Annotated in this window: 34 protein-coding genes and 1 tRNA gene; 9 read left to right on the top strand and 26 right to left on the bottom strand. The window is 41.2% G+C overall.

Features of this window, described 5'->3' with window-relative positions; genetic code table 11:
* Positions 1–67: 67 nt before the first annotated feature.
* From fumC to FOC45_RS07250, 4 genes are all read left to right on the top strand, one after another.
* Positions 68–1,465 (top strand): class II fumarate hydratase, encoded by a 1,398-nt coding sequence (fumC, locus tag FOC45_RS07265; protein WP_009391794.1) that lies wholly within the window; start codon positions 68–70, stop codon positions 1,463–1,465.
* A 178-nt stretch (positions 1,466–1,643) separates the two neighbouring features.
* Positions 1,644–1,916 carry a TRL-like family protein gene (locus FOC45_RS07260; RefSeq protein ID WP_034540020.1) on the top strand — a complete coding sequence of 91 codons (273 nt, stop codon included), beginning with the start codon at positions 1,644–1,646 and terminating at the stop codon, positions 1,914–1,916.
* A gap of 83 nt (positions 1,917–1,999) precedes the next feature.
* Positions 2,000–2,551 (top strand): hypothetical protein, encoded by a 552-nt coding sequence (locus FOC45_RS07255; RefSeq protein ID WP_009391791.1) that lies wholly within the window; start codon positions 2,000–2,002, stop codon positions 2,549–2,551.
* Positions 2,552–2,566: 15 nt separating this feature from the next.
* Entirely contained in the window at positions 2,567–4,081 is a 1,515-nt protein-coding gene (locus FOC45_RS07250; RefSeq protein ID WP_009391789.1) for a sulfatase, read from the top strand.
* Here FOC45_RS07250 and FOC45_RS07245 read toward each other — a convergent pair.
* Both FOC45_RS07245 and sucD read right to left on the bottom strand, forming a co-directional pair.
* The gene (locus tag FOC45_RS07245; protein ID WP_009391787.1) at positions 4,078–5,241 is read right to left on the bottom strand and encodes a serine hydrolase; all 1,164 of its coding nucleotides are present in this window, start codon (positions 5,239–5,241) and stop codon (positions 4,078–4,080) included. The two genes, FOC45_RS07250 and FOC45_RS07245, sit on opposite strands and share 4 nt — an antisense overlap.
* A 139-nt stretch (positions 5,242–5,380) precedes the next feature.
* Positions 5,381–6,256: a succinate--CoA ligase subunit alpha gene (gene sucD, locus FOC45_RS07240; RefSeq protein ID WP_009391786.1), complete on the bottom strand. Its 876-nt coding sequence runs from the start codon at positions 6,254–6,256 to the stop codon at positions 5,381–5,383.
* A gap of 228 nt (positions 6,257–6,484) precedes the next feature.
* Between sucD and panD the strand changes: the two genes are divergently transcribed.
* Together panD and FOC45_RS07230 are read left to right on the top strand one after the other, a co-directional pair.
* Positions 6,485–6,835, top strand: coding sequence for an aspartate 1-decarboxylase (panD, locus tag FOC45_RS07235; protein WP_009391783.1), 351 nt, complete (start codon positions 6,485–6,487; stop codon positions 6,833–6,835).
* Complete coding sequence (locus FOC45_RS07230) at positions 6,832–7,788, top strand: lysylphosphatidylglycerol synthase transmembrane domain-containing protein (RefSeq protein WP_009391781.1); 957 nt, start codon at positions 6,832–6,834, stop codon at positions 7,786–7,788. The genes panD and FOC45_RS07230 overlap by 4 nt, the downstream gene beginning before the upstream one ends.
* Here the strand turns inward: FOC45_RS07230 and FOC45_RS07225 are convergent.
* Genes FOC45_RS07225 through FOC45_RS07215 form a run of 3 tightly spaced genes read right to left on the bottom strand, consistent with a single transcriptional unit; the run spans position 7,718 to position 10,295 of the window.
* The gene (locus FOC45_RS07225; protein ID WP_009391778.1) at positions 7,718–8,155 is read right to left on the bottom strand and encodes a hypothetical protein; all 438 of its coding nucleotides are present in this window, start codon (positions 8,153–8,155) and stop codon (positions 7,718–7,720) included. The two genes, FOC45_RS07230 and FOC45_RS07225, sit on opposite strands and share 71 nt — an antisense overlap.
* A 3-nt stretch (positions 8,156–8,158) precedes the next feature.
* Positions 8,159–8,719 (bottom strand): hypothetical protein, encoded by a 561-nt coding sequence (locus FOC45_RS07220; RefSeq protein WP_009391775.1) that lies wholly within the window; start codon positions 8,717–8,719, stop codon positions 8,159–8,161.
* 40 nt (positions 8,720–8,759) lie between these two features.
* Positions 8,760–10,295, bottom strand: a complete 1,536-nt coding sequence (locus tag FOC45_RS07215) for a YifB family Mg chelatase-like AAA ATPase (protein ID WP_009391773.1) — start codon at positions 10,293–10,295, stop codon at positions 8,760–8,762.
* Positions 10,296–10,731: 436 nt separating this feature from the next.
* On the opposite strand from FOC45_RS07215, the gene FOC45_RS07210 reads away from it, so the two are divergent.
* The 3 genes from FOC45_RS07210 to FOC45_RS07200 all read left to right on the top strand — a co-directional run bounded on the left by FOC45_RS07210 (position 10,732) and on the right by FOC45_RS07200 (position 12,388).
* A tRNA-Met gene (locus FOC45_RS07210) sits at positions 10,732–10,805 on the top strand.
* Positions 10,806–10,929: 124 nt separating this feature from the next.
* Complete coding sequence (locus FOC45_RS07205; RefSeq protein WP_009391772.1) at positions 10,930–12,096, top strand: site-specific integrase; 1,167 nt, start codon at positions 10,930–10,932, stop codon at positions 12,094–12,096.
* An 82-nt stretch (positions 12,097–12,178) separates the two neighbouring features.
* Complete coding sequence (locus tag FOC45_RS07200) at positions 12,179–12,388, top strand: hypothetical protein (RefSeq protein WP_009391771.1); 210 nt, start codon at positions 12,179–12,181, stop codon at positions 12,386–12,388.
* A 174-nt stretch (positions 12,389–12,562) separates the two neighbouring features.
* Here the strand turns inward: FOC45_RS07200 and FOC45_RS07195 are convergent, their stop codons facing one another.
* The 21 genes from FOC45_RS07195 to FOC45_RS07105 form a co-directional block, all read right to left on the bottom strand.
* The gene (locus FOC45_RS07195) at positions 12,563–12,766 is read right to left on the bottom strand and encodes a hypothetical protein (protein WP_008623472.1); all 204 of its coding nucleotides are present in this window, start codon (positions 12,764–12,766) and stop codon (positions 12,563–12,565) included.
* A 3-nt stretch (positions 12,767–12,769) separates the two neighbouring features.
* Positions 12,770–17,911, bottom strand: coding sequence for a zincin-like metallopeptidase domain-containing protein (locus FOC45_RS07190; protein WP_196774053.1), 5,142 nt, complete (start codon positions 17,909–17,911; stop codon positions 12,770–12,772).
* Entirely contained in the window at positions 17,896–18,108 is a 213-nt protein-coding gene (locus FOC45_RS11970; RefSeq protein WP_196774052.1) for a hypothetical protein, read from the bottom strand. The genes FOC45_RS07190 and FOC45_RS11970 overlap by 16 nt, the downstream gene beginning before the upstream one ends.
* Positions 18,105–18,227 carry a hypothetical protein gene (locus FOC45_RS12185; RefSeq protein ID WP_255488563.1) on the bottom strand — a complete coding sequence of 41 codons (123 nt, stop codon included), beginning with the start codon at positions 18,225–18,227 and terminating at the stop codon, positions 18,105–18,107. The genes FOC45_RS11970 and FOC45_RS12185 overlap by 4 nt, the downstream gene beginning before the upstream one ends.
* Positions 18,228–18,230: 3 nt before the next feature.
* Complete coding sequence (locus FOC45_RS07185) at positions 18,231–18,824, bottom strand: D-Ala-D-Ala carboxypeptidase family metallohydrolase (protein ID WP_155846646.1); 594 nt, start codon at positions 18,822–18,824, stop codon at positions 18,231–18,233.
* A 76-nt stretch (positions 18,825–18,900) separates the two neighbouring features.
* Entirely contained in the window at positions 18,901–19,368 is a 468-nt protein-coding gene (locus FOC45_RS07180) for a hypothetical protein (protein WP_009389230.1), read from the bottom strand.
* Position 19,369: 1 nt separating this feature from the next.
* The gene (locus FOC45_RS07175) at positions 19,370–19,954 is read right to left on the bottom strand and encodes a hypothetical protein (protein ID WP_155846644.1); all 585 of its coding nucleotides are present in this window, start codon (positions 19,952–19,954) and stop codon (positions 19,370–19,372) included.
* Positions 19,951–20,433, bottom strand: coding sequence for a hypothetical protein (locus tag FOC45_RS07170; protein ID WP_155846643.1), 483 nt, complete (start codon positions 20,431–20,433; stop codon positions 19,951–19,953). The genes FOC45_RS07175 and FOC45_RS07170 overlap by 4 nt, the downstream gene beginning before the upstream one ends.
* Positions 20,434–20,436: 3 nt before the next feature.
* Entirely contained in the window at positions 20,437–20,730 is a 294-nt protein-coding gene (locus tag FOC45_RS07165) for a hypothetical protein (protein ID WP_155846642.1), read from the bottom strand.
* Positions 20,731–20,763: 33 nt separating this feature from the next.
* On the bottom strand, positions 20,764–21,360 hold the full coding sequence (locus FOC45_RS07160) for a hypothetical protein (RefSeq protein ID WP_009392311.1): 597 nt from the start codon (positions 21,358–21,360) through the stop codon (positions 20,764–20,766).
* A 4-nt stretch (positions 21,361–21,364) separates the two neighbouring features.
* Complete coding sequence (locus tag FOC45_RS07155) at positions 21,365–21,673, bottom strand: hypothetical protein (RefSeq protein WP_009392312.1); 309 nt, start codon at positions 21,671–21,673, stop codon at positions 21,365–21,367.
* 12 nt (positions 21,674–21,685) lie between these two features.
* Positions 21,686–22,234 carry a hypothetical protein gene (locus tag FOC45_RS07150; protein WP_155846641.1) on the bottom strand — a complete coding sequence of 183 codons (549 nt, stop codon included), beginning with the start codon at positions 22,232–22,234 and terminating at the stop codon, positions 21,686–21,688.
* Positions 22,173–22,682 carry a hypothetical protein gene (locus tag FOC45_RS07145; RefSeq protein WP_155846640.1) on the bottom strand — a complete coding sequence of 170 codons (510 nt, stop codon included), beginning with the start codon at positions 22,680–22,682 and terminating at the stop codon, positions 22,173–22,175. Before FOC45_RS07145 ends, FOC45_RS07150 begins: the two co-directional genes overlap by 62 nt.
* A 3-nt stretch (positions 22,683–22,685) precedes the next feature.
* Entirely contained in the window at positions 22,686–22,841 is a 156-nt protein-coding gene (locus FOC45_RS07140) for a hypothetical protein (RefSeq protein WP_155846639.1), read from the bottom strand.
* The gene (locus FOC45_RS07135) at positions 22,789–23,745 is read right to left on the bottom strand and encodes a hypothetical protein (RefSeq protein WP_009390382.1); all 957 of its coding nucleotides are present in this window, start codon (positions 23,743–23,745) and stop codon (positions 22,789–22,791) included. Before FOC45_RS07135 ends, FOC45_RS07140 begins: the two co-directional genes overlap by 53 nt.
* Positions 23,746–23,754: 9 nt before the next feature.
* Complete coding sequence (locus tag FOC45_RS07130) at positions 23,755–24,036, bottom strand: hypothetical protein (RefSeq protein ID WP_009390381.1); 282 nt, start codon at positions 24,034–24,036, stop codon at positions 23,755–23,757.
* Positions 24,037–24,038: 2 nt separating this feature from the next.
* Positions 24,039–24,419 (bottom strand): hypothetical protein, encoded by a 381-nt coding sequence (locus FOC45_RS07125; RefSeq protein WP_009390380.1) that lies wholly within the window; start codon positions 24,417–24,419, stop codon positions 24,039–24,041.
* A gap of 88 nt (positions 24,420–24,507) precedes the next feature.
* Positions 24,508–25,101, bottom strand: a complete 594-nt coding sequence (locus FOC45_RS07120) for a hypothetical protein (protein ID WP_155846638.1) — start codon at positions 25,099–25,101, stop codon at positions 24,508–24,510.
* 19 nt (positions 25,102–25,120) lie between these two features.
* Complete coding sequence (locus FOC45_RS07115; protein WP_009390429.1) at positions 25,121–25,570, bottom strand: hypothetical protein; 450 nt, start codon at positions 25,568–25,570, stop codon at positions 25,121–25,123.
* Positions 25,571–25,672: 102 nt separating this feature from the next.
* Positions 25,673–26,479 (bottom strand): hypothetical protein, encoded by an 807-nt coding sequence (locus tag FOC45_RS07110; RefSeq protein ID WP_155846637.1) that lies wholly within the window; start codon positions 26,477–26,479, stop codon positions 25,673–25,675.
* 23 nt (positions 26,480–26,502) lie between these two features.
* Entirely contained in the window at positions 26,503–26,979 is a 477-nt protein-coding gene (locus tag FOC45_RS07105; RefSeq protein ID WP_155846636.1) for a hypothetical protein, read from the bottom strand.
* Positions 26,980–26,993: the final 14 nt, after the last annotated feature.

Here is a 26,993-nt window from a genome sequence, read left to right as displayed (position 1 = left end):
CTCAAAAAACTAACGTACTTTTGTAGCGTTATTATCACCGAATTATTATTAATTAAATACAAACAAAATGAGTTACAGAATTGAAAAAGACACTTTAGGCGAAGTGAAAGTCCCTGCAGATAAATACTGGGGGGCACAAACAGAGCGTTCTCGCAACAATTTCAAAATTGGTGCTCCTGCCTCTATGCCAAAAGAAATCATTCGTGGTTTCGCTTACCTCAAAAAAGCAGCTGCTTATGCAAATTTTGATTTAGGCGTGCTTTCAGCTGAAAAACGCGATGCTATTGCTCAAGTATGCGACGAAATTCTTGCAGGCAAACTTGATGACCAATTCCCATTGGTTATCTGGCAAACAGGTTCTGGTACGCAGTCAAATATGAACGTAAACGAAGTGATTGCTAACCGTGCTCAAGTATTGGCTGGCAAACAGATAGGCGAGGGCGACCCTGTGTTAAAAGCTAATGATGATGTAAATAAATCGCAATCGTCTAACGACACTTTCCCTACAGGTATGCATATTGCTTGCTACAAAATGGTGGTAGAGAAAACGCTTCCAGGGGTTAAAAAACTACGTGATACCCTTGCGGCTAAAGCTGAAGCTTTCAAAGATGTAGTTAAGATAGGTCGTACGCACCTTATGGACGCAACCCCTCTTACACTTGGTCAAGAAATCTCTGGTTATGTGGCCCAACTCGACCACGCCATCAAAGCGATTAAGAATACACTTGCACACCTTTCAGAACTTGCTTTAGGTGGTACAGCTGTAGGTACAGGGCTTAATACTCCTAAGGGGTATGATGTAAAGGTTGCTGAGTATATTGCTAAATTCACAGGACTACCTTTTGTTACCGCTCCTAATAAATTCGAAGCCTTAGCCTCTCACGATGCTATCGTAGAAAGCCACGGGGCACTCAAACAATTAGCTGTTTCGCTTAACAAAATAGCTAATGATATTCGTATGATGGCTTCAGGTCCTCGTTCTGGTATAGGCGAAATCCTTATTCCTGCTAACGAACCTGGTAGTTCTATTATGCCTGGTAAAGTAAACCCTACCCAATGCGAGGCGATGACTATGGTAGCGGCTCAAGTAATGGGTAATGATGTTGCTATCACTATAGGAGGTACACAAGGGCATTACGAACTCAATGTATTCAAACCGTTAATGGCTTCTAACTTCCTAAAATCAGCAGAGCTTTTAGGTGATGTATGCGTGTCATTCGAAGAGCATTGTGCAAGTGGAATTGAGCCTAACTATAAACGTATCAAAGAGTTGGTAGATAATTCATTAATGTTAGTTACAGCTCTCAATACTAAGATAGGTTACTACAAAGCTGCCGAGATAGCTCAAACAGCACACCGCAACGGCACTACTCTTAAAGAAGAAGCAGTACGTTTAGGTTATGTTACTCCAGAAGACTTTGATAAATGGGTACGCCCAGAAGATATGGTAGGTAGCCTTAAATAATTACCAAGTAAAATATAAACTGGTAAATGTTAAAAAACAGAAATATTTTAGCAGAAATTTGTGTGGTATTGTATAAAAACGTACATTTGTACCCTAATTAGAGCTGTTAAACTATCAACAGGGAGGAACTGAAAATCCATAAGAGTAGGGAACATAACAAATAAAAATGTATTTTTTTATGAAAAAATTATTCGTTGCAGCAGCTTTAGCTACTGCTCTAACAAGCTGCTCTCTTACATTGCCAGTAGCAGCTACTAGCAATCCAGTTGGTAAAAAAGTAGGAACTGCTACCGCTACTGGTTATCTTGGTGTATTGTTCTTTGGTGCTGATGCAAGTATCCAAAAAGCAGCTCAAAATGGTGGTATCACTAAAATTTCAACAGTTGATATCAAACACAAAAGTATTCTTGGTATCGTAGTTTCTTATGAAACTATTGTAACTGGTGAATAGTTTTTTTTAACTTAAGAGAAGAAAAAGAACTATCTAAAATACATCAAGATAGTTCTTTTCTTCTTTTTTTTTAATATTGTTTTATGAAGAAACGTTTTTTACTACTTAGTTTACTACTTGTCTCTTTATCCATTACTTTTAATAGTTGCTTAGGGGTAAGACCCGCAGCTTCAGCTGGAAGTAAAAAATACTTCGAGAGTTATTATGCAGGTGATGAAGGTAATCAATATTTTATAAAACCTTTAGCCTTAGTAAGTGAATACAAAGAGGCAAAAGCTACATTAGATATTAGCTTCAGAAGTAAAGAGAGTTTGCAGGGTACAGCACAGGTGAATTTTAGCGTGTATATGCCAGAAGCCGTACATAGCTTAACAAGAGCTTATTTGTATGTTAATAATACAGAGTTTGAACTTTCTGACGTCAAATTGTTGTTTGTAGAAAGAGAAAAAAATAACTTTCAGTCGCGTTTTTCTACTACAATTCCTGCAGAAAAATTGAAGTCTATATTTAATACTTCTGATTGGCAATTAGTTATAATAAAAGAAAAAGGTAAGACCTATAAATTTGATACAGCCTCTTCATCTAAAAAGAGAATAGAAGCAATAAATACTAATTTGTTTACTATTTTTAAATAACTAAACCATTAAGAAATGAAACCAACTTTTTTGATACTATTAGCATTGCTGTTTACTAACAGCTGGGGACAAGCTATTACCTCTCAACGCCCTAATATAGTTGTCTTTATAGTAGACGATATGGGCTGGGAAGACACTTCGTTGCCTTTTTACGAAAAGCGTGTACCTAATAATGATATTTACCACACTCCTAATATGGAGCGTCTCGCCGCTAAGGGCATACAGCTTACGCAAGGCTATGCTGCCTCTATATGTTCGCCTAGTAGGGTTAGCCTAATGACGGGTAGTAATGCGGCTCGCCATCGTGTAACCAATTGGACGCTTCACTACAATACTCCTACCGATGTAGAAGACACAGTTATCTCACCTCCTGAGTGGAATGTCAATGGCATTTCGCCTGTACCTAATATTCCTCGCACTTATTACGCTCGTACTCTTCCGCAGTTGCTCAAAGATGTGGGCTATTACACTATCTGTATAGGTAAAGCACATTTTGGGGCTACCCAAACGTTAGGCGCTGATCCGCTGAACTTAGGTTTTGAGAAGAATATAGCAGGACACGCAGGCGGAGGGCCTGCCAGTTACTCGGGGCTTACTAATTTTGGCAATCGTACAGACGGCAAACCATCATCTGCTTTTGCTATCCCCGACCTGCAAAAGTATTGGGGAAAAGATATTTCTGTTACCGAAGCTCTCACCCTTGAGGCTCTTGCTACCTTAGACAGCCGTCCTAAAGACCGTCCGTTTTTTCTCTATCTTTCGCATTATGCGGTACATATTCCTATAGAAGAAGACAAACGTTTTATTGATGCCTATAAGCATTTAGACCCTATAGAGGCGCGCTATGCCTCTATGGTAGCTGCTATGGATAAAAGCCTCGGCGATGTGTTAGATTACCTCGAAGCACATCAGTTAGCCGATAATACTTTTATCTTATTTCTCTCTGATAATGGCGGACTTAGTGCTGTAGCGCGAGGTGGCGAGCCTAACACACACAACTATCCGCTACAAGCAGGCAAAGGTTCTGCTTATGAGGGGGGCGTGCGTATCCCTATGATAGCAGCTTGGCACGGACATATACCTGCTGGTACGCGTACTTCGCAGCCGGTTATTATCGAAGATGTTTTTCCGACTTTGTTGAGTGTTGCTCAGCTAAAGCATTACCGCTACCAAGTGCCGCAGGTGGTAGATGGTAAGAGCTTTTTGCCTTTGCTCGAGGGGAAAAGAGTAGGAGGGAAGTCCCGTCCCCTTTATTGGCATTGCCCTAACAATTGGTATACAGTAGAAGGTTATGGTTACGGAGCTTCGAGTGCCATACGCTTAGGCGATTGGAAATTAGTGTATATGTACAAAACAGGGCAAAAAGAACTCTTTAACCTCGAAGATGATATAGGAGAGCAGTACAATTTGGATACAGAATACCCGCGCAAGACACAAGAGCTCACAAAAAAACTGCGCCATTACCTTAAGCGAGTAAAAGCGCAGTTACCTATTAATAAAAAAACGGGGAAACCTATTGAGTTAAATTAAGGATTTTCAATGAGGGTAGGTTGGTTAGTTAGCTTAGCGCCTTCTAAAATAAAATCGGTGAGGCGCTGTAGATAAATACTTATTTGAGGGTCTGTAACGTTGAAGAGCATCACAATAACTACTTGTTCATTAGGGTATACTGATAGCCAACCAAAACCACCTACCCCCATACCGGTATGTCCAAAGTAGTCGCGTCCATTCCAGTCGCGTTGGTTTTGCCAACCTATACCATAGTTTATCTCTACATCGTCAGTAGTACATTGTTTTTTGAGCATCTCATTTTCTACAGCTTGCGATAAGAAGCTGTGTCGCTCTATGGCAGTACCCATTTTTGCAATATCGTGAGAGGTAGAAAGGAAGCCTCCACCTGCCAATTTGAAGTAGTTATTCACCTCAGTAGCCTTGTCTAATCCCTTTTTAGTACGGGTGTACGGAGTAGCTTCATCAGTGATAATTTTACCTCTGTCAGGAAAGGTGCGCCACATATTCAGTGGTTTAAAAACCTCGTCTTTAGCTATATCTTCAAACTTCTTGTTTAGGCACTTTTCAATAGCTAATGAAATAAGATTAATACCATAACTGCTGTATAAAAACTTAGTGCCTGGTGCCGATTGTAGTATGTCATCTTTAAATAGGTCTATTCCCTCTTCTATAGTGTACTTCTTGTTGAGGGTATATTCATTTGCTTTGTAAGAGCGAATACCTGCCAAATGTCCAGCAAGCTGTTTAATAGTGAAGTCAAACGGTTTGGGCGGGAAGTTAGGTACGTATTCATACAGCGAAAGATTCCAGTCAAATTTCTTTTGCTCTTGTAGGCGTGCCAATAATACCCCAGTGATAGCTTTGCTCATACTAGCTACACGAAAGATAGTTTTTTGTGGGTCTACAGACGTTTTTTTGCTAATATCGGCATAGCCATACCCTCCTTGCCAAATAATTTTCCCTTGTTTAGTAACCGTGACTGATGCCCCTGGTATAATTTCCTCTTGAATAAGGTAGTACAATATCTTTTCAGCTTCAGTCTTAGCCTCTTCAAACGAGGTAACTTCAGAAGGATTCTTTTTAAAAACCTCTGTATCAGATAGTTTTCTTTGCCCGAAAAGAGTATTAAAGAAAGAGATAATAGTAGAAAACACGATAATGGTTGTTAGTTTTTTCATTTGTAATGAGTTATTTTTTTCAGGGCGCAAAGATAGTAATTATGAGCGGAAAAAAGATGAAGATAATGTAATAAAATATAAAAAAGCTGTTAGAAAATACTCTAACAGCTTTTTTTTACGATAAAAACAAAAATAAAGTCTATTTACTCATTATCTCTTTTACTTTTTCACCTATTTTAGCAGGCGAATCCACTACGTGTACACCACACTCTCTAAGAATGCGTTTTTTAGCCTCAGCAGTGTCTTCAGCACCTCCTACTATAGCTCCAGCGTGCCCCATAGTGCGCCCTTTAGGAGCTGTCTCACCAGCAATAAAGCTCACTACAGGTTTTTTGTTGCCATTAGCTTTTATCCAACGAGCAGCTTCAGGTTCTAACTGACCACCTATTTCGCCTATCATCACTATACAATGAGTTTCAGGGTCATTCATTAGTAGTTCAACGGCTTCTTTAGTGGTGGTACCAATAATAGGGTCACCACCGATACCTATAGCGGTAGTGATACCCAAGCCCTGACGTACTATTTGGTCAGCAGCTTCATAAGTAAGAGTACCCGATTTAGAAACGATGCCCACGTGTCCTTTTTTGAAGATAAAACCAGGCATAATACCTACCTTAGCTTCTTCTGGAGTGATAACTCCAGGGCAGTTAGGCCCTATAAGCCTGCAGTCCCGATTTTTGATATAAGCAGCCACTTTTACCATATCGGCAACAGGAATACCTTCAGTGATGGTAATAATCACTTTAATACCAGCTTCTGCTGCTTCCATAATGGCATCTGCAGCAAATGCAGGCGGTACGAAGATGATAGAAACATCAGCTCCTGTGGCTTTTACAGCGTCGGCTACGGTGTTAAATACGGGTTTTCCTAAGTGTGTTTGTCCACCTTTGTTAGGGGTAATACCGCCTACTACATTTGTGCCGTAAGCAATCATTTGCTCAGCGTGAAAGGTACCTTCACTTCCGGTGAAGCCTTGTACAATCACCTTTGAATTTTTATTCACTAATACACTCATTGCGATTAACTTTTAGTTTTAGTTGAAGCAAAGATAAGTATTTTATTTGAGTTGTACAATTTTTATTCGATAAAATAAATAACTTTTCGTAATTGCTATTTCTTATGTGGTTATTTATCAGCGAGTTATTAAAAAACGAAAAGAAACTTTTTTCTGCGATAAGTAGAAGAAAATTGCTAATTACCTAATTATTTGTACTTTTGCCGCGTTTTTAAATACAAGCAAAAAATGCAAATAGAAGTATTAAAATCTAAAATACATCGAGTAAAAGTAACAGGTGCTGATTTAGATTACATCGGTAGCATCACTATAGACGAGGCACTTTTAGAAGCTGCTGGAATGATAGAAGGTGAAAAGGTCTCGATAGTAAATGTCAATAACGGTGAGCGCTTAGATACTTACATCATCAAAGGGAAACGCCATTCAGGGGCTATAGTGCTCAATGGGCCTGCGGCTCGCAAAGTACAACGAGGCGATATAATAATTATCATTTCGTATGCCCTAATGGATTTTGAAGAGGCTAAAACCTTTAAACCTTCTGTTATTTTCCCTAATGAACAAACGAATCTCTTAGAATGAAAAAAACGCTTAAACTTACCCTCCCATTACTCGTGGGAGGTTTTTTGTGTTGGTACGCCTACCAACAGTTTACTGAAGAGCAATTTGCTGAGATAAAGAAAACCTTTCTTTCAGCAGATTATTTTTATATTATTTTATCAGTCTTTTTAGGCTTTTTCGCCGATATGTCGCGGGCTGTGCGTTGGGAGTTTTTATTGCTCCCTATGGGATACCGTACCTCTCTATTACACCGCGCTATGGCAGTGTTTATGGGCTATTTGGTAAATGTTACGATTCCGCGTTCTGGAGAGGTATCGCGAGCTCTGCTTGTCAGTAATTATGACGGAGTGCCTTTTGAAAAATCCTTTGGCACCATTATCTCAGAGCGGGTTATCGACCTGCTACTGCTCACAGCATTTACCGGAGTTGCATTTGTGCTACAGTTCGATGTAATTAGCAGTTTTATATTGTCTAAAATTCCTTTTCAGAAACTATTGTGGATAGCACTTATTGGCGGAGTATCGTTTGTAGTATTTTTATATTTGGTTTATACTTCTGAAAGAAAACTGTTTGTAAAGGTAAAAGGCTTTTTAAGTGGTATAAAAGAAGGCGTACTTTCAGTGATGAAAATACGCCATAAAACCTTGTTTTTATTGCATACCATTTTTATATGGGCTATGTATTTCCTGATGTTTTACATTCCTTTCTTTGCTTTGCCCGAAACAGCTACCATCAGTCTGGCTAATGTGCTTACAGCTTTTGTAGTGGGTAGCTTTGCAATGACATTTACCAATGCAGGCTTTGGGTCATATCCTTTCTTTATTGCTGAGGTGCTTTTCCTCTTTGGGGTAGCAACACCTGTAGGCACCGCCTTCGGTTGGATAGTATGGACATCACAATTTGCTATGACGCTTCTTCTGGGAGGTCTGTCGTTTGCTTTGCTCCCTTTGATAAAAGAAAATAAAAACAAGTGATAAACCACGTTATCCAGAACAGATAAAAACCTGCGTGAAAACTAAACTTCATCACCTTATGAGCCGTAGTGGTAAAATCTATATAAGTCAGATAAGCCCCTACGGCTCCTATTATTGTTAATAGGACAGCCAACAAACGGGAAAAACCCACGCTTACTTTAGCTCTAAACGTTTGTAAGAAAAGCAATAACACAAACTGTACAATAAATAAAATAAGAGCAGTTTTCCACCAAGTTTTAAATACGGCATACTGACTGTAGAAGGTGCTAACGCCTATCTTCCCAATAAAAGACATTTTAGAGATGAGTATGCCCGATACGAGGCTTAATAAGGCTTGTATTAATGTAAGGATACTAAGGTTCTTCATAGTTTATTTTTTTATAATCTTCCAACCTGTTTTTTCGTTGTATTTTAGTTTAAACTTCTGAGTAATAAACGAGGCATTAGGGTAAGGGTCTTTGCCAAAATAGTAGAAAGGCGTTTTCTCTTTATCTAAAATAACGGTGCAAACAGATACATTTTCTGTACTTTTCTCCAAGGTTACTTTCTTATCATTAAATTTGTAGATAATTGTTTTTACTTCGGCATTGTTTTTATTTTGCTTTACCAAATAAGGCAATGCCTCTTTCGTAAGTGCGGGGGTAATAATATGTACACTGTCTTTAGAAAACCACTTTTTGCGCACTTTTTCATCATTGATTTCAATAAATCCTTCATCTGTTAGCCTTTGAATAGCCTCAATGAGTTCTTGGTCTGAACTGTTGCTTAGTTTTTGCTTGTTGGTGTTGAACTTACCTGTTTCGTATAGCGGATTTTCTTCTAAGTAATCGGTGATAAGGTCGGTTACATCGCTGTTGTCCAACTTATTACTTTGGTTACAGCTGGCGAGTGTTAATAAACCAAAAGTCGCTAATAAAAAATATTTCTTCATTGTTTTATAGTGTTAATTATTATTTATTAATAGTTATTTCTTAGCTGAACCATCCATCGCGGTCTAAGCTGCGGTACTGAATAGCTTCGCCAATATGGTGAGGTTCTACTTTTTCTGTTTTCTCTAAGTCAGCTATAGTCCGTGCTACCTTCAGAATGCGGTCGTAGGCACGAGCAGAAAGGTTGAGGCGTGTCATAGCATTTTTTAGGAGCTTTAGAGATTCCTCACTTACCTTGCAGAATTTTTGAATCTGTTTGGTATTCATTTGGGCGTTATAGTGTATGTGCTCATACTCTTTGAAACGCTCAGTCTGTATATTGCGCGCTTCTATTACACGTTTGCGTATTTCGCTGCTACTTTCCGCTTTTCTCTCATCAGAAAGTTTCTCAAAAGGCACCGGATTTACCTCTATATGTATATCGATACGGTCTAACAGCGGTCCTGATATTTTGCTCATATAGCGTTGCATTTCAGCAGGCGAAGAGCTCATAGGGGCATCGGGGTCGTTAAAATAACCACTCGGGCTCGGATTCATACTGGCCACTAACATAAACGACGCAGGATAAGTGATAGAGAATTTAGCCCTTGATATCGTCACCTCTCGGTCTTCTAAAGGCTGACGCATCACTTCTAACACAGCCCTTTTAAACTCTGGCAGTTCGTCAAGGAAAAGCACGCCATTATGCGCTAATGATATCTCACCTGGTTGTGGATAAGTACCGCCTCCCACTAAAGCAACATCTGAAATGGTGTGATGAGGACTTCTAAAAGGGCGATGGCTCATCAGTCCACTGTCTTTAATGCGCCCCACTACGCTGTGTATTTTGGTAGTTTCGAGGGCTTCGTGCAGCGTCATAGGAGGGAGAATGCTGGGCAGCCGTTTGGCAAGCATCGTTTTCCCCGACCCAGGAGGCCCTATAAGAATGATATTGTGTCCTCCAGCAGCCGCTATTTCCATACAGCGTTTTACAGTCTCTTGTCCTTTAACATCAGCAAAATCAAATTCAGGGAACTCTAAGTTCTTATAAAATTCCTTGCGTGTATCTATTATGGTGCGCTCTAACTGTCTTTCGCCGTTGAAAAACGCTATTACATCTTTTATGTTTTCTACTCCATACACCTCCAATTGGTCTACGATAGCGGCTTCTTTAGCGTTTTGAGCAGGCAAAATAAAGCCTTTAAACCCCTCTTTACGTGCCTGAATGGCGATGGGTAGGGCACCTTTTATAGGTTGAAGTCCTCCGTCTAAAGAGAGTTCGCCCATAATGATGTATTTATCTAAATCATCGGCTTGTATTTGCTCGTTAGCTGCCAGAATACCAATAGCAAGACTAAGGTCATAGGAAGAGCCTTCTTTTCGCATATCGGCAGGAGCCATATTGATAGTGATTTTCCTTCCAGGTATCTTATAGCCGTTGTTTTGCAGAGCCGCAGCGATGCGATAGTTACTTTCTTTGATAGCCACATCGGGCAACCCTACAAGGTAATAGCCCACCCCTTTATCAATATTGACTTCAATAGTAATGGTCGTTGCTTCTACTCCAAAAACGGCACTTCCGTAAATTTTTACTAACATATTTTTCGGTTGATTTTTTTGATATGGCAAAGATAATAAAATAATGACAAATGACAAATCATAAAAGCAGAAAAATTTTCTGTAGCCACCTACCCTATACAAATGATATAGGAACAATATAGGATAAGCGAACAATTAGCGAAAAATTAGCGAAAAATAAACGACTAATAATCATCTTCAAAATAGAAAAATATTCTTGCCACTGCTCAGCTAGCCACTAATCACTCCTCTAAGTTAAACTAATTTGAATGTTTGACCTATTAGAAAGTTAATAAGTATAAGAGTGAGAAAGAAGTATGTATAATGTTGATAATCATTTATTTGTAATATATTTATAAGATTTAATGAATAAAAAGTGTTATAAAAATTTGGTAGAATAAAAAAAAGTAGTACATTTGCACCCGCAAAACAGAAAGAATAGGTTTTGAATATAATTGGCGAGGTAGCTCAGGTGGTTAGAGCGTTGGATTCATAACCCAAAGGTCACGGGTTCAAATCCCGTCTTCGCTACAAAATTGGTGTAACTAATTGATATACAGTTAGTTACACCAAGTTTTTTAAAATAGCTGGGTCTGATTTGGGGCTTTTTCTTTGCACGGTTTTACAGTGCTGGGAGGTAGCCCTAAATAAAAAAATGCCTACAAACGAAAAAAATACTTCTTCACGTATTATATACGTTGACTATAAGCCCGCAGTGCTACAAAAAGGGCAAAATGATGAATGGCGCATTGTATTCTTCGCCAAAATACCTGCACAAAACGAATTTAAACGCTTCCGTAAGCGAGTGCCTCCAATGTCCCCTACTCGCGAACGTGAGAAATATGCTAAAAAGATGATTGCCGCTATTAACCAAAAATTAGATAACGGCTGGTCGCCATTCTATGAAGACACTAATGTAAAATATAAATCATTAGAATATTGCGCTGACTTGTTTATAAAAATGCAAGAAAAAGAAGTACAAGACGGTATTAAACGCCCCGATACACTTAGGGCCTATACCTCTTGCATAGAACTATTGAAAAAGTATTTTACCGATAAGAAAATATCAATGAAATTTATTGTAGAACTTGATACCTATACTCTGCAAAACTATCTGGACTACCTCTATTACGAGCGTAAAAATAGCCCAAGTACTTATAATAATCATTTGAGATTTCTCAATATATTTCTAATTTGGTGCAAAACCAAGTGCTTTATAAATGCTAATCCTGCTGAAAGCATAAAACCTAAAAACAAGGTACAAAAGAAGCGTGAAGTACTATCTGGCGAGATTAAAGATAAGGTAAGAACGCTACACGATACTAATTTTCACTACTACGTGCTTTGTATGCTGACTTACTACTGCTTCATTAGGCGTACAGAACTGACAAAGCTAAAGGTGGGCGATGTGCACCTGCACGGCGGCTATATAGTAATTGACGGTGAAAACTCTAAAAACCGAAAAACAGAAAGCGTAACAATACCCGATGTATTTTTGCCAGACCTCGCCCTACACCTAAGCAAAGCTAAAAATAGCGACTACCTTTTTAGCGCGAATAAGTTTAAAGCTGGTACTACTCCTATTACTCCTAAAAAGATTTCTGACGAGTGGGCTAAGTTTCGCAAACTACATAAGTTTGATAGCAAATATCAGTTTTACTCTCTTAAAGATACTGGGATTACGGACTTGCTCAACAGTGGTATTCCTGCTATTAAGGTACGCGACCAAGCAAGGCACTACGATTTGAAGATTACTGAAAGCTATACCGCCCGCAATAAATTTGCTGATGAAATAGTGAAAACTGCAGCTTTTTCTTTTTAATGTTTGATGACGTTTAGAACGTGTTTTTTTTATGTGATTTGTGTGCAGAGGGTGTTTTTAGATGTTAATGATTTGATTTTCAGTGAAGTATGCTGCACACAAACTGCACACAAATTTTATTTTTGCACATAAACTTACCATTTTGCACATAAATTTTATTTTTTGGGCGCGGGGTGCGGAAGCGGAAAAAAACAAAAACTCCCCCGCTTGGTGGCGGAGGAGAAAAAAAGCCTATATTTGTGGCGAAAAAATGATGTTATTTATTGATGATAAGGAAGCACCAGCCGAATAAAAAACTCCAGCCTTACGGGGCTGGAGCGTGGCACTACTTGCGGCGGCTGGTTTTCTTGCGAGCCTTAGGGGTTACTCTTACAGTAATAGTTACTGGTACGGTTACCTTGCGGGTAGTGCGTGTGGGGCTGTTTTTCTTCTTTGTTGCCATTGGAATTGAAATATTTATTGGTTATTAAAATTGTTTTACAAGGTAGCTGAATATATAGGGTATTACCTTGTATGTTATTTTGTTCTTACTCATATTTTTGCCTTGCTTTTTGGTACTGCATTCGCTTATGTGCTCTTCGGCAAAATAGTGTTCGTGATACACTGGGAAGCCTAATATATCTACGCCTATTTGATAAGACGCTACGTTTGTTATTACAGTGGTGCTCATATTCTAATAAATTACTTCGTATACATTGCTTTGTGGGGCTGGGGGCAAGCTAATTGCTTCGGGCGGGCGGCTGCCTGTGCCTAACTCTTTGGGTATATCCAGCATCTGCTGATAGTAGGTGCTGTAGCGCAACTGGGTGGCTGGTAGGGCATTGTACCTGTTCTTGCTGGGGTATATATAGTTCTCTCGGTAGTCGGGGGCTACGTGGGTGAGTAGAATTATATCGCCGTCATACTCTGATTTGCTGCCTCCACGCATTTTGCCCTCGCCAGTAAGCTGGTAGATGAGCAAAAATAGCTTGCCGTCGTACTTCTTGCGTAGGTCGCGGTCGAGGAGGAAGCGCGGGTTGAGTTCTTGTAACTTGGCGAAGCTGTCGATTACTATTACTTCGTTGCGCTGTATCAGGGCTTCGAGTTGGTCTAAGTCCTTAATTTCGGGGACATCGATATTAGGTAGGGCGGTCTCATCAATGTACTGTTGTACTTTGTCGTAATATAGTTTGCTGTCGGGGTGCTCTTCGAGGCTGGCGTGTCCTACTTTGTAGTTTTGCGCAAGTGCGTTGATGAACTGAAAAGCGAAGCGTGTTTTGCCGCTACCAGCTCCGCCGGCTATGGTGATAACGGTGCTTTCGGAAGTTTTGCGCTCTACATCGCCTAAAAAGCGTTGTAGCTGTGGGTTGGCGATGACAAAGGTTTCCCAGTTGCGCGTTTGCAAGGCTGCCATTTTGGCATCGAGGGTGTTTTGATTTGCCGACGTGCTGATTTCTGGCAGGTGCTCTACGTATACGGTAGGCGGCATTATTGGATTTGCTAATTTGTCGATTTGCTTATTTACCAATGTGTTAGGCACGGTTTTTGCGGGGATATTGGTGGGAGCACTATCGCCACAGAACGATTTGGCACGACCTCTTCGTGGTGGGGTAGTGCTCTTTTCTATTTCTTCTATTTTGTGGTCGTAGTAGATAACACCATTTTCGCCCTCTCTAAGGGTAAGTATTACATTTAATTCTTCGCCCTCAAGGGTTGCCTTAGTGCTCATTCTGTAAGCTCCTTTTATATGCTCTCTGCCTTTATAGTCTTCTGCAAAGGTTATCAGATGAGAGTTTTTAAGCATTTCTTCTGCTTGTAATATGAGTTTCATTTTTTCAAATGATATTTTACTTGATAAAGTATGCTCAATACCCTTTCGGTTGAATACAACATACTTGTCGAGCTCTTTATGAAAGACTTTTTTGCCTCTTAGGTGTGTTAAAGCCCAAGAAAGAAAGTATTTTTTAGCTTCTTTTAGGGTTTTGAAAATCGGGAGCGCGCCGAAAAGTGCTATTTGTCCGGTAGGTTTTAGGTAGGACTGTTTGTTGTTGTATAATTTAAGCAGCTCTTTTTGGTAGTACTGTATTTGGGTGTTGTACTCCGCTATTTTGTTGTCGGCTATTTTCTTTACCGCCATATAGTCGGGGGCTTCGGGGTTTACGAAGTCTTTATTAGCAGGGTTTATAAAGCGGTCTTTTAGGTTGCCGATGTTATTTTGTAGGTCGCTTATAAGGGTTTTATAGCGTTCTACCTCTTCATCATATTGTTTTTCGCCCTCTGATTGGTATTTCATACGTGCCAGATTGAGGGGTGCCGTAGGCTCGAAAGGGTTCCAACAAGCGCGTACGTACTCAAGGAATTTTACTTTAGTGGTGGTGCGTTTGCTGGCTTCTTTATTCATTAGGAAGTCGAACATTTCTTTTTCGTGCGCGTCTGTTAGTTCGGGGGCGTTGCGGCGGGCTTGTCCTATCCAATCGGCTACGCGTTCGGCTTCGTTTTTATCGGCTTTGCTTTGCGTCTGACTGAATTGTACAAGGGTGCTCATCGTAGCTCCTTTGGGGTTTAGGCACGATAAGTTGAGTATATAAGAGCGGTTTTTGCCCTCAAGGGCTGCTTTGTCGTTTATTTCTTTTTCGCTGTAGCCCTCTTCACGATACTTGCGATAGATAGCGGCGCGCTCATAGGGTTCCTCAAGGGTACGGTTGGCGTTGCTTATCTCTTTGGCATAGCGTATGGCATCGGCTTCGGTAGGGTAATCATCATTAGCGAACTTTACGGGCACGTTTTTATGTTTGAGGCGTTTGAGTGCCTCAAAGCGGTGATGCCCTGCCAAAACAAAGGTTTTGCCTTGCTTTTTGTCGTACCATACGACTAATGGGTCGAGGTCGGTAGGTTTGAAGTTATTGACGATGTTTTCGACTATTTCTTCATTGAGTTTCTTTCGATTTTGAAAACGTTTCTCATCGGTGTATAGGTCGCTTAGGGGTATGGTTTTAACGCCTGTATATTGCCCAACTTTAGTGTTTTTTTTAGTTTTTGGGGCTTCTGGTTTGGTTTTTTCGTTGCTATGTATTAGTAAAGAATAATATTCTTCTCTTTTTTTACTTTCAAATTTTAAACAAACGAAATCTTTCCCCTCAATGTATTGTTCTTCAATAATACGCTTTGCTTCTTCTATTTTTTCAAGAGACCTTAATGGGGCATATACCTTTATGCCATCATCAAAAGTATTTTTTAGATAAAAATCATTTATGGTAAGATTTTGGTATGAATATATGCCATTTATTCTTCCGTAACTGTTATAAAACGCAATAAACTTATATTTCTTATCGGTATTATCTGCTTTTTCAGTAGCTTTTTTGGCTTCTGGCTTGTTTTTTTCAGCTTTCTTATTGGTTTTTTCGTATTTAGAGAGGAAAGCGGGTTGTCCGGCTGCATCAAGGTTTAGAATGTAGTCGGTGGCAGCTTGCGCCAATGAGGCGGCTTTCATTAGGAATTTGTTGTCGTTTTCGGCTTCTTTTATGGCACTGTTCCAGTTTTTTAGGTAGACAGCGTGGTTTTTGTTAGTGTACCACATTATACCTGCCCAAGCTGATAGGAATACGGCACCAAATTCGGCTACTAACTCTTCTTTGGCATAATCTTCTTTCTCTAACATTAGGTGTATGCCTCTGTCTAAACGCTTGTCGTGTCCGGTGGAGTGTGTGAGCTCGTGGAATAGAATGCGGTAGTAGTCGTTTATGCTGTCGAATTGTTCTTTTTTAGGCATTTTTACATAGTCGCCAGAGGGACTGTAATAGGCTCGGTTGCCCTCGTGTTTGATAGCAGGAGGGTTAGGGTAGTTTTCGACTATAAGGGCGGCGGCTTGGTTTTCGGAAGCGGTATCGGGTACGGCACGCCCTATCTGTAGCTTGTCTAACTGAAAGTCTATGCCCTCGATGCTGGCACCGTTATACACGTTGTAATAGCGTATCATTGGGATACGGGTAACAATGTCTTCAGAGAGTTTGTTTTTTGCAAGATAGTCGATGACTTTTTGGGTGTTGGTAGATGAATAGGCTTTGCGTCCGGTATTTTTGTCGGCTGGGACAATATAGCGGATTGAATAATATACTACCTCATAACCTCTGGTGCCTTTTTTAAGGCGTCCACCGTGTTTTTTTATCTGATTGAACGTTAGAAAATAGGGATTGCGGAACGCGCCAGCAAAGCCGATGCGTTCTTGCAATAATAGACGGTTTACGCCTCTGTATGGTTTTTTGCTGTCGAAATTGAGGGGTATAAAGAAAGCATCGTCTTTCCACGGGCGGTGGTAGTCGCTTGCTTTGGCGGTTTTGAACATACTGATAACTTTGTCGGTTATCATTTTGTATATATCGGCAGCGGGGACGGGCTTGCCAAGCCCTTTTGCTTCATCATCGGGAGCTTCCTCGAAGTAGTCAATGCCAGCAGCAGCAAGAAATGTTAGCTCGTCATCTTGAGAGGGTACAGATAAAGCTGTACGCAGTTTTAGTATGCCTGTTTTTATTAGGTATTGCTTTACTGCATATTTGGCGTTTTCGGTAAGGGTACGTTGCCACGCTTTGGCAGTAGGAGCCCATTTAAAAGCGTGGGATTTGAGGGCTTCGCGTACTTCTTTACTTGGAATGCCGTCAAAGAATATTTGTAAGCGTTGTGCTTCGCCGTTATATATTATTTTTCCACCCTCAATAAGTGTTTCATCTGTGCCTTTGGCTTGATTTTTTTCGAGGGTTGCTATACGGTTTTCTACTTCTTTTATATCTCTATTTAGGTATGGCATTGTAAACCAGCTGTACATATCTTTTTCAGTTGGTTTTCCGCCTTTGTCTATATGGTTTATTATTTGTTCTGTTGTTTCGCTGTCAATATTGTACTGTTTAAATACTGAAATATCTTTGCTTTTTTGATACTCTTTAGCTGCTACAACGCCGTTTTTTAACATTGTTTTTCTGTCTTGTAACATTTTTAGCTTCTGCTGTAGCTTTGTTATAGCATTATTATCAGTACTTTTGATAACATCACCTTCTTCATATTGGTCTGCGGGTTTGTTTTTAGCAATTTTAGCTAATCTTTCTTGTAATTTTTCTTGTAAATCTATATGTTTCAGCAAGCGTTCGTGCTCACTGCGCATAAGTTTTTCGTTACTTGCTATTTTTCTTTCAGTGATACCAGCACCTCCAGTAATAGCAGTACTAAATGTACGAGCACGAATACCAACCATTTCGAGGTAGTTTTTTAGAATATAGCTATATCCTTTGTCGAATGCATAATTATAGGCTTCGAGTGCGCCTGTTTGTTTTGCTTGCTCAAGGTTACTGGTATAGAGTTCGGCAATGCTATTACCAAAACTTTCTTGTTCGCGTTGAGCACGCCCTTTTGGGTCAAAAGATAACCAATGTAAAGAACGTTCGAGTTTGTTGATGTCTAAATCATTCGCAAATTTTTCGGCAGTATAAGGCACAAGTTGTTTACTCTCTACAGCTGTAGTAGCTGTGGGAGTATCAGAAGTTTTTTTTGCTTTTGGAGTAACTTTTACAACTTGCCCTTTAGAGAATTTCCAGCCTTTTTTGAGGCGTCCACAATCGTCGAGGGCTTCGCGGTAGTCGCCTGTGTGGTGTGCGCCAGCAAGGGCTGTAGGAGGGGTTGGATAGTCCTTTATATTGATGACAAAACGCTGTTCGGTAGGATAAGCATTGAGTATACGAGAGAGGCGGTAAATGACCTCTGTGTTATTTTGTTCTTTAGCAATAGAAATCACACGCTCTACTTCAGAGCGCAATACGGTGCGGTTATGTAGGTTTATAAATTCTTCCATTTGGGGCAAGTTTTTTCGTTTTGACGCGTAAGGGCGGATAATGGGCAGCCACAATGCCCACAGCGTTCTACTAAGCCAAAAGTGTTGCGATATAAGGGGCATTTTCGGCATATGGCAAGCCTGCGGGCGGCTTCGGCTTCTACTTCAGCGCGGGTGCGTAGTAGAGCGTTAGTATATCCTGTGATTATACCTTTCATTTTTTGTTCATCTGGTAAAGCATAATAAGCACGTTAAGAGCTGAAAGGGCTATTGATATTTGCCAATAGTGAGCATCTTTGTTCTTTGGCGGGCTTTTAGGGGCTGTTTTCTTTGCCATAGGTTACTTTTTCTTATAAATATAGTACCCTATACCTCCTAAGACGAGTATGCCGGCTGCTATGAGGTAGGGGGTGTAATTCTTTTTGTCGTCGTTAGCGGGTGGGCTATCGGGGGTGGTGGGTGTTAGCTGTTCGCCGGCTTGGTCTTCGTTGCCCTCGCTATCTGCTGGTAATGCGGGGGTGATGCCTGTGGTGCTACCGCCGTTTTTTTTTGTGCCATTCCACCGTGCGCGGGTGCCACGAATATCGTAATGTACAAAGTTGGGGTATATGCCGATACCGCCCTCTTGCATTTTGCCGGCGTCGATGAGTTTTTCGATAGTGGCGGCTACTTGTGCGGGCGGTATACCGCGTACAACAATGTCGGCTGCACTGGCGGTTAGGTGGGCTGAACCTCCTACTCCGCCTACTTTTTTGTTGTGCTCTGGGGTGCGGTAACCGCTGGTGATGATAATGGGTTTACCACCCAGTGCGGCGCGCAATACTTCTAAGTTGTCGGCTACCTTTTTGGCGTTATGTAGGTACTGGGGCGGTACGGGGGTACCGTCTTTGCAGGTAAATTCAGATACTTTGAAATGCTTTGTAAAATTTGTCATAGCTTATTTTTTAGCTTAAAGTGGCGATATAGGAGGTAGCCGGCGACTATGAGCAGTAAGCCGCTACCACTGATGATTACTTTTTTTTTAATGCTTTCTTGGCTAATGGTATCATATCGTAGGCGGCTTGGTAGCTGCTGTCGGGTATGCGGGTGTGGTCAGGGTGGCACTCTATCTGGGCTATGGCACGCGCAATGGTGATGTAAAAGTCCTTTGTAAAACTATCGGCTGTAAGGGGCGCGGTGGGGCTTATGCCTAACGCTTTGCTTACGCGGGCAATGTAGCCGCTGGTGTTATTCTCGCTGGGGGGAGCCCATACGCTGATGATTTTGGTAAGGGTGTCGAGTTTGTCGCGGGTAACCTTTGTATGTACGTTTATCATTAGGGCACGCAATCCGTTTTCGATACTGTCGAACTGCTCGAAGCGGCTATCGGTGTTTTGTGAGTGCGGTACTTTGCCTTGCCAGGGAGTGTCGCGCTTTTCAAGATTGCCAGGGTTATTGTTGCGTATGCCACGCTTGTAGGGGGTGTTTCTGAAGTCCATATTAGAATACGTTTTGTTTAAAAAGGTAGGTAATGCCGAATATTTCGACATCTAATTCATAGCGCAAATCGCGCATAAATGTTACGGCATTGGCTTTGACTACGTTGGTAAAGTCGTTAAGCGAGGTGGTGCCGTTGGGCTGTTGGGCTGATTTGCCGGCAAAGAGTTTTTTCCAGTTGTCGGCTTCGCCCGTGAGGCTGTAGGCGTGCTTAAGGAGTTCGATAGTGGGGATTTCTACATATATATTGGGGAATGTATAGCTACCGCCTGCCGGTAGGGTTACGCCACTGATAGAGCCCAAGCTGCCGAACGCCAATAGCTTGTTGCCTACATACACACGGTAGCTTTTGGCAGAAATAGAGCCTGCAGAGCTTGCGGAGAAGTCTTGCGCTGTTGGGTTTTGCAAAATAAGGTCGATATAAAAGCGCATACGCTGGGTGCTTATATCGAAATTCTTAGGTAGGGATACTTTGAATAATATTCGCTTAAAGAGTTCCTTGCCTTGCGATATTTTGGCTTTGGTAAAGCTCATTAGCCCTATGGCTAATACGGCTACCCCGCCAATGATTAAATGCTTTGCTTTCATTTTATTAATTTGCTAATTCTGAAAATTAGGTATCCTACGGCTGCAGCTCCTATCCAAGCGAGGATTTTGGTGTATAGAGGGGTGTAGGGTACTGGTATTTTCTGGGTTTGTACGACGGTTTGCTGGGTGCTGACGGTTGAGCGTTGTCGGCTGTTAAGTTGCTCTTGTAGCTGCTGGTATAGTACGAGCTGCTGGCGGTACTTGTCGTAATAGATGCCGTAGCTGTTGCCGCTGGAGTGTTTAGCCGTAGCCAGACGCGAGAGGGCATCGGTGAGCTGTTGTTGGCATAGGCTATCGCAGGGGGCACTGCCGGTGTGTACGGCTGGCAGGGGTATATAGAGGGTGTCGTGCACGGGTGGGGTGCGCTCTATATAAAGGGTATCAGAAGACTTTATTATGCTTTCTGAATTAAAAATCTGCTGTGGAGTGCGGCAGGCACTTAGCAGTAGGGCTATGATGATGAGGGTTTTGCACTTCATAGGTTAATTATTAAGTTTCTTGTCAATGTAGTCTGAAAAGTGGCTTATAATATCTTCTATTTCATCTAAAATACTTTCGGCGAATACTCCCGTTACACCACACAAGGCGTTCACTACTGGGATAGGTAACTGCAAGAAATGCAGGAAGAGCACCCCCGCACATAAGCTGGTGAATATAGCGATTAAGCAAGAGCGAAAAAAACGGCTCCAAGTCATTCGGCGTCTTAATTTTTTGATAGAAACGCCTATTGCTCCAGCGAGCATAAATGAGCCGTATTTATTTATAAATTCAAGCATTGTTTTCTTAATATATTATTAGAGATTATGGGTTTAATTAGTGCTAATTTCTTCATAGCCAAACGGGCGTACTTCAGAGATAGCCAAAACTCTGGAATTAAATACAGGGGTAACCAAGAATACAGTACCAGCAGGAGAGCCAACATACTCTTTTTCTTGCCCATTATGTGTACTTATTGTTAGTTTCTTGCTGGCATCAGACCTTTTCAATATCCGTACTGATTTATTCGGAGGAATAGTAATGGTACACTCTCCATTAGCAACGATTGTTCTGCCATAAAATCTATCTTTTTTTTGAGGTAACCCTAAAGGATTAACATAGAAGTTGTAATAACTATCAACTTCAATTGAACCCCAAAAGGTTTCTTCAATATATAAGTCCTCATTTAATGTAGAATTGAAATCTTTTTGCCTAATAACATCAGTTTCTGGTTGTGCACCTCCCATTCTTTCTCTTTGATTGAGATGAATATCCATTACACTAAATGGACTTCCGATATTACCTTGTAAAAAAACATCTTCTTCAAGAATGGGTAGCGGGAAGCTATTATTACCGCCAGAGCCACCACCAGAGTTACCACCATTATTGTTTTGCTCTACATTTACTGAATTTGAAAATTTTCCTATCATAATATTATACGTTTACTTTTTTAGGTTGTTTTTTTTCTCTGGTTGCGTAGTAAGTTATACCGCCACCAATAACGGCGGCTATGGCAAGCCATATCCAATCTTTACTTTTTTTGACCTGCTCATTATAGCTATCTTGTGTGCTTACGCCCTCCTCTGGGCGCGGTTTATATACGGTTTTAGGAGCTACTACCGCTGGTTTTGGAGTGGTAGTAGCTGGTTTGGTTGTATTCATATAGCAATGAGGGCTAAATTCGTTAATCATTCCCACTTGTACAGTGGCATTGGTCTGTGGATTTTGCAATATTGTTTTCATAGGGCACGGGCATTAACAGTTTATTCTATAATTAAGTGATGGGTATTTGCCCAAAAGGTCTTCAAAATCATCACTGCTAAGGCTCTCTTGCAGCCAGCCTACCAAGTCCATACGTTTGTCATTAACAGAGAGTAGATTACCTTGATATAGGTGGCAACGAAAATAGCCTTTTAAAATCTTCATATGCTCATCATCGGGTATGTTATTATAGATAAGGTTTTTAACCTGCTCTTTATTGATAATTCCGCGTTGGTTCATCGTTGCGAGGAGCGAACGAGTAGTATCCTTTAATTTTTGGCTTTTTGAAAAGGCTTGTAACTGCTTGCGATAATCAGCAGTAGCAGCTGGGTTAGCATTAGGGTTAGTGTCGTTAGGGTTGTATGCTCCTTTTTTTTGTCGAAAAAATAGGAAGTACGCGCCTACACCTAACCCCAGCACAGCGACACCTGCTATTAAAAAGGCTTTATTTTTTGAAACATTCATCATCATTTTCTTAGTATTAGATAAGTGTTGCGGCATCTGGAGCCATAGCACGGCGTAAGTCTTGTAGTTCTTTATCATTGAGGTCGCCGTGTAAGAAACTTGTAAGGTCTTCGTAATTGCCATTGCCTAATGAGAATGATAGTCCGCCAGGTTCACGTTTGCCAAAGGCATTGTAAACATCTACGTATCCGTTGTAATTAACATTACGCAAAGCATTCTTTATAGCCTTTTCGTCCGTACCTGCTCCTTTCATTGCCTCGTATAAGGCATTGGCTTTGGCTACAGCCGCTGCTGGAGGTACGTTGCTATTAGCTGCATATGGGTTGTACTTCATTGGGCGGAAGCGGTTTTTCCAATACAAAAAGTAAAACGCAGTGAAGCCTACACCTACTACTGCTACGCCAAATAAAATAAATCCTATATTAATGGTAGTAGTGATAGCCTTTTTGTTATTTTCCACTGCTGACTGGGCTATGATAGCACTCGCTGCGCCAGATAGTTTATTTTGTTCAGTCGTTTTCATCATTAATTATAGCTTAAGGAATGCCTTAAGAGTGTTCCACAATATAGGATTAGTGAAGTAGCTTAAGGCTTTTTTATTGTCAGCTAAAGAAGCTAAGCGTTCTAATACCTTATCCTCTAACTGCTCCAATTTCTTGAGGGCTTGCTGTTTGTTGTTCATCATTTGTCTGCATTAATTGTTCGTATAGTGCTCCTATTTGCTCATCGGTGATATTAGGGGCACTGATAATCTTAATAAACTCTTGTTTTACAGGTGATAACTGCGGGGCAGCAAGGGCAGGTGCTGCAGCTGCAGCTGACGCAGATGCTCCAGCCATTCGCTCTACTACCATAGGTGCAATAGCCCCCAGTGCTTCGGTTACTCGCTCAAATCCTTTGCTTTCCCAAAAACTCTGTTTGTTTAGCAGCTCTTCCTTTAGCTTCAATTCGTGTGCTTTATCGGCAGTATCTAACTGTAACCGCAAGGCAGCTTTTTCTTCGGATAAAGTGCGCACTTGGCTTCGCAAGTCTTTATTATCTTCTCGCAGGTTATCATTGTCGCGCTGTAGGTCTCGGTATCGCTCCTCTATTACCTTGCTACCAATCCATTCAGTAGTAGCTACAGGGGTGTATCCTAAGCCCATTTGCATTGGCATACCCATAGCTGGCTGCGGGTATCCCATAGCGGGTGGGACGGCTGCAGGAGCTTGCTGGGGCACAGAGGGTTGTGCAGGAGCGGGTAAATTGCCATTCTCCCCAACAGATGCGGGGGCTGTAGGTGCGATGAGTTCGGGTGTCATATCGGTTTCTTTTTCTTTAAAATTGAGCGTAAACGTGTCGTGTTTATAACTTGATTGGCTTGCCCCACTACCATATAGCCTACGTAGGTCTATACGGGTACCATTGCCAAAACCTTGTGCTGGCAATGATAAAATAAAGGCTTCAACCGTACCGTACAGCTTGGTTATATCGGCAAGGGTGAAGCCATATTTAGGCATTGTATCTTTAGCGAGCCGTTTTTTTCCTTGCGTGACGGTTACGATATTATTAGGGTGTTCGCTTAAAAACTGCTGAATTTTTTGATACATACTTCTCTTCTAAAGGTGTTGTGGCACTATATAGCGCATTATAGCCTCTGGGCGCTTGCCCGCTTCTTTTTTGAATGTGATACGAAAAGCAGTGTTTACAATAGCCGTTTCGCTTTCTACAAAAAAATATTGACCGGGTGCTATCTCTTCGTTAGCCCCATCTTCGATGATAAGAGGGACTTCACCAGTATTGCGCAATGATAGCCCTACAGCACCATTGCCTTGTGTGTCTGAAAATAGATTGAATACTATATCATCGGTAATACGAATACTGTGTAATAGTCCTTTCATAATTATTGAGGGTTGTTATCGCATAGACAATCACGCTGAATGAGTAATACTAACTCTCCTTTAAAATCACCGGTTAGGGCAGTATCGCTAAGTACTGATACTTGGAATTTGTTATTGTTACACTCAAAATTCACTTGCTTCATACCTTGTACATAGCCACCTCCTTTGTGTTTGAAGTCGCGATAGTCTACAGGTTCAATGATTACATTGCCTTGCGGGTCACGAAGCGATATTTCTACAGCATTTTCTGGTTCATAAGAGCCAAATGGGAGAAAATAAACGCCTATACAACGCCCCTTTTCAAGCGTAACATAATCACTCTGGGCATTGCCACCTGATGCGATGTTTACTTTAATTCTATTAGTTATGATACTACTTGTCATAGTTTAGGTGTTAGTTTTTTAGTTGTTAGCCGTTAGAATATTGTCGTTTGCAAGCGACTAACCACTAACGGCTAACGCCTAATTATTATTATCTCTTCACGTAGGTCTCGAAGCCTCGTAATAGCACGCGAACGAATGACTTGTGTCCGCTGGTAGCAGGGGTAATGCTACTGCCTACAGGGGTTTCAATCATCATTTCGATGGTTTGTGTAGGCTCGATAACAGCCAACGCTCCTAAAACGCGATAGTAGTCCTCTGTCGATTTCTTAGCGTTTTCGATAGCAGCCACAGGCAATTTTACAATAATTTCACCATTTTGACGGACAACAAAGTCTGAAGATTGCAATACTGCAGGCAGAGCCTTGTTATAAGTTACGTCCCATACTTTAGTACCATCTGCTGCTTCACCATATAGAAGTGTTAATGCTTCTATGACAAAGAAGCGTCCGTTTTCAAGGCGGTTGCCGTCAAAGTTTGTAACCCCTTTTTGTTGGGTAGTATTGCCGTCTAATAGCGATACGTTTCCACCTGATGAAAACTCTGTATTTATAAAGAGCTCACTTGGTGTAGGTTTCATTCTGTTCATCTGCTCAGGTGTCAAATTAAAACGTTGAGCTTGGCGGCTTAGAAATGTAGCCACGCGTAAAAATTTTTCTTCGTTCAATAAGATGTTGTCAAACATATTTAATAATTATTAATTGTTATACTTCTGCGAATTGGCTTGGCGCACTTAGGAATGCCGTAGGCTGGGTAGTGGTGGTAGCACTTACTTCCTCATATGGGTAGTAATCGAGTGATGGGGTGCTATCTACATATACTACTTCGGTTTCTGGGTTACCGAGTGCGGTTTTCATTATTCCCTCTTCCATTGTTTTCTTGCCGTCTTCTGTCATTACGGCTTTGAGGGCGGCTGTTAGCTGTGTGGCGGCGATACCTACGCCGGCACCTTGTGCGAACTTGGTGGCGTTGTCTTTTGGGCTGACAAAGGCGGCGACGGCTACTCCTACTATCCCTAATAAGCCGTGCCTAACAGCACCACTCTTAAGCGTAGTGGTGAGCTTATCGGCTACCACACGAGAGCCCATTGCGCCAACGGTTGCGCCAGCTGAAAAAGCCGCGCTTTCGATAAATTGCTTTTGATTGACTTTCATTTTAATTATGAATTTTAAATTTTGAATTTTAAATTATCGGGGCAAATATACGGTAGTGCAAAATGCGTTTGGTACGCTTTGGTACGCTTTGGTACGCTCTGGCTAATTTTTTTTCTTTAGATAAAAAATAAACCCTAAAAGTAGGCTGCCACCGATGAGTATGGTTGTGATACTAATACCCTTTTTGTCTTCCTTTTCTTCCTCTTTTGAGGGCTCTGGTGCGGGAGCGGTGGGAGCTGAAGGAGTTGGGGACGGCGTGGGAGCGGGTGGGGGTGTATTGCTATTTGCCTCTGTGCCTTTTACACGTGCTACCGTAAGGGCTATAGCGGTGTTTACTTCGGTGGTTATGTCGTACAAAACTATAAGGGCTTGGCGATAATTGTGTAATAAATAATGCTCTATTACACTAATACTAAAAGGAAATTTGCCTGCTTTAGCTAAAGATATTATGCGCTCGATAGCATCTACATAAGCTAAGACGGTAAGGTAATAACGCTTTTCGGTAGCTATATATTCTTTAGCCTCTGTTAGGTTTTTGTCTTTTAACTTATCGGCGGTGTGCTGTTTATTTACTTTTTGGTTTGCCGATAGTTGGTTAATTTGTTCTTGTTCGGCAGCATTGCGCCCTATAGGTGCAGGGGTGTGCACTGGTAGAGGTTCGTATAAGGTAAAGTTTTTACCGTCTTTGCGACTTTGTAAAATCTTGCGGGCTACATAACTTATATGAAACTGTTTTACCAGTATGGTAGTACGGGTAAAATACTCTGGTGTGAGAGGCTGACTGCATAACCTACTTATTTCCTCCCCAGTGCCACGTGCTACATAGCTTTCTACTTGTTGTATTTTTTCTTGTAGCTGGGCATCTGATAGAGGGTTTAGTAAGTCGTATAATGATTGTTCTATTCCCATAATAGTTAATTTTGAATTGTGAATTATGATTTTTTCATCATCATTACCATCATCATTAGGATTACTACGCCTCCTACACCTAACCCAATGTATAAGGGGGTGTTGTCTTTCTCTGGCTTAGGGGTTTCGTTGCTGCTACGGTTGGCGATGGCTTGTAGCATTGCAGCATTCTGTTGTTGCATCTGGGTAAGGAACTGCATCATTGCTTCGTTGCCGGCATTACCTCCACCGTTGTTTACGTTGGCTTGTGCCATTTGTAGGTAGAATTTTCTGTCCTCTTCGCTCATTCCTGCTGTGCCGGGGACATCTTGTCCGCTGCGAAACGCATTGATGAGATTATTAACGCTACCAGCAGCCCCTACTAACTGGGTAAATCGGTTCATAATATTATCGAATGAGTAGTTCCACTGCTTAATAGGCACGCTCATAGCCGAGCGACAAGAGGTGCAGCCGCCTAATTGCGGAGCTGCTAACTGATAAAGGGCTAATTTACTTTCCATTGTATTAATTTTTA

The sequence above is a fragment of the Capnocytophaga sp. FDAARGOS_737 genome, from assembly GCF_009730375.1.
In the GTDB taxonomy this organism is placed as follows: Bacteria; Bacteroidota; Bacteroidia; order Flavobacteriales; family Flavobacteriaceae; genus Capnocytophaga; species Capnocytophaga leadbetteri.
This window is presented reverse-complemented; position numbering and strand designations above follow the sequence as displayed.

Bases quoted from the DNA above. Each gene is read 5' to 3' on its own strand.
- fumC (WP_009391794.1), top strand. From the start codon at position 68: ATGAGTTACAGAATTGAAAAAGACACTTTAGGCGAAGTGAAAGTCCCT.
- FOC45_RS07260 (WP_034540020.1), top strand. From the start codon at position 1,644: ATGAAAAAATTATTCGTTGCAGCAGCTTTAGCTACTGCTCTAACAAGC.
- FOC45_RS07255 (WP_009391791.1), top strand. From the start codon at position 2,000: ATGAAGAAACGTTTTTTACTACTTAGTTTACTACTTGTCTCTTTATCC.
- FOC45_RS07250 (WP_009391789.1), top strand. From the start codon at position 2,567: ATGAAACCAACTTTTTTGATACTATTAGCATTGCTGTTTACTAACAGC.
- FOC45_RS07245 (WP_009391787.1), bottom strand. From the start codon at position 5,241: ATGAAAAAACTAACAACCATTATCGTGTTTTCTACTATTATCTCTTTC.
- sucD (WP_009391786.1), bottom strand. From the start codon at position 6,256: ATGAGTGTATTAGTGAATAAAAATTCAAAGGTGATTGTACAAGGCTTC.
- panD (WP_009391783.1), top strand. From the start codon at position 6,485: ATGCAAATAGAAGTATTAAAATCTAAAATACATCGAGTAAAAGTAACA.
- FOC45_RS07230 (WP_009391781.1), top strand. From the start codon at position 6,832: ATGAAAAAAACGCTTAAACTTACCCTCCCATTACTCGTGGGAGGTTTT.
- FOC45_RS07225 (WP_009391778.1), bottom strand. From the start codon at position 8,155: ATGAAGAACCTTAGTATCCTTACATTAATACAAGCCTTATTAAGCCTC.
- FOC45_RS07220 (WP_009391775.1), bottom strand. From the start codon at position 8,719: ATGAAGAAATATTTTTTATTAGCGACTTTTGGTTTATTAACACTCGCC.
- FOC45_RS07215 (WP_009391773.1), bottom strand. From the start codon at position 10,295: ATGTTAGTAAAAATTTACGGAAGTGCCGTTTTTGGAGTAGAAGCAACG.
- FOC45_RS07205 (WP_009391772.1), top strand. From the start codon at position 10,930: ATGCCTACAAACGAAAAAAATACTTCTTCACGTATTATATACGTTGAC.
- FOC45_RS07195 (WP_008623472.1), bottom strand. From the start codon at position 12,766: ATGAGCACCACTGTAATAACAAACGTAGCGTCTTATCAAATAGGCGTA.
- FOC45_RS07190 (WP_196774053.1), bottom strand. From the start codon at position 17,911: ATGGAAGAATTTATAAACCTACATAACCGCACCGTATTGCGCTCTGAA.
- FOC45_RS11970 (WP_196774052.1), bottom strand. From the start codon at position 18,108: ATGAAAGGTATAATCACAGGATATACTAACGCTCTACTACGCACCCGC.
- FOC45_RS12185 (WP_255488563.1), bottom strand. From the start codon at position 18,227: ATGGCAAAGAAAACAGCCCCTAAAAGCCCGCCAAAGAACAAAGATGCT.
- FOC45_RS07185 (WP_155846646.1), bottom strand. From the start codon at position 18,824: ATGACAAATTTTACAAAGCATTTCAAAGTATCTGAATTTACCTGCAAA.
- FOC45_RS07180 (WP_009389230.1), bottom strand. From the start codon at position 19,368: ATGGACTTCAGAAACACCCCCTACAAGCGTGGCATACGCAACAATAAC.
- FOC45_RS07175 (WP_155846644.1), bottom strand. From the start codon at position 19,954: ATGAAAGCAAAGCATTTAATCATTGGCGGGGTAGCCGTATTAGCCATA.
- FOC45_RS07170 (WP_155846643.1), bottom strand. From the start codon at position 20,433: ATGAAGTGCAAAACCCTCATCATCATAGCCCTACTGCTAAGTGCCTGC.
- FOC45_RS07165 (WP_155846642.1), bottom strand. From the start codon at position 20,730: ATGCTTGAATTTATAAATAAATACGGCTCATTTATGCTCGCTGGAGCA.
- FOC45_RS07160 (WP_009392311.1), bottom strand. From the start codon at position 21,360: ATGATAGGAAAATTTTCAAATTCAGTAAATGTAGAGCAAAACAATAAT.
- FOC45_RS07155 (WP_009392312.1), bottom strand. From the start codon at position 21,673: ATGAAAACAATATTGCAAAATCCACAGACCAATGCCACTGTACAAGTG.
- FOC45_RS07150 (WP_155846641.1), bottom strand. From the start codon at position 22,234: ATGATAAAGAACTACAAGACTTACGCCGTGCTATGGCTCCAGATGCCG.
- FOC45_RS07145 (WP_155846640.1), bottom strand. From the start codon at position 22,682: ATGATGAAAACGACTGAACAAAATAAACTATCTGGCGCAGCGAGTGCT.
- FOC45_RS07140 (WP_155846639.1), bottom strand. From the start codon at position 22,841: ATGATGAACAACAAACAGCAAGCCCTCAAGAAATTGGAGCAGTTAGAG.
- FOC45_RS07135 (WP_009390382.1), bottom strand. From the start codon at position 23,745: ATGTATCAAAAAATTCAGCAGTTTTTAAGCGAACACCCTAATAATATC.
- FOC45_RS07130 (WP_009390381.1), bottom strand. From the start codon at position 24,036: ATGAAAGGACTATTACACAGTATTCGTATTACCGATGATATAGTATTC.
- FOC45_RS07125 (WP_009390380.1), bottom strand. From the start codon at position 24,419: ATGACAAGTAGTATCATAACTAATAGAATTAAAGTAAACATCGCATCA.
- FOC45_RS07120 (WP_155846638.1), bottom strand. From the start codon at position 25,101: ATGTTTGACAACATCTTATTGAACGAAGAAAAATTTTTACGCGTGGCT.
- FOC45_RS07115 (WP_009390429.1), bottom strand. From the start codon at position 25,570: ATGAAAGTCAATCAAAAGCAATTTATCGAAAGCGCGGCTTTTTCAGCT.
- FOC45_RS07110 (WP_155846637.1), bottom strand. From the start codon at position 26,479: ATGGGAATAGAACAATCATTATACGACTTACTAAACCCTCTATCAGAT.
- FOC45_RS07105 (WP_155846636.1), bottom strand. From the start codon at position 26,979: ATGGAAAGTAAATTAGCCCTTTATCAGTTAGCAGCTCCGCAATTAGGC.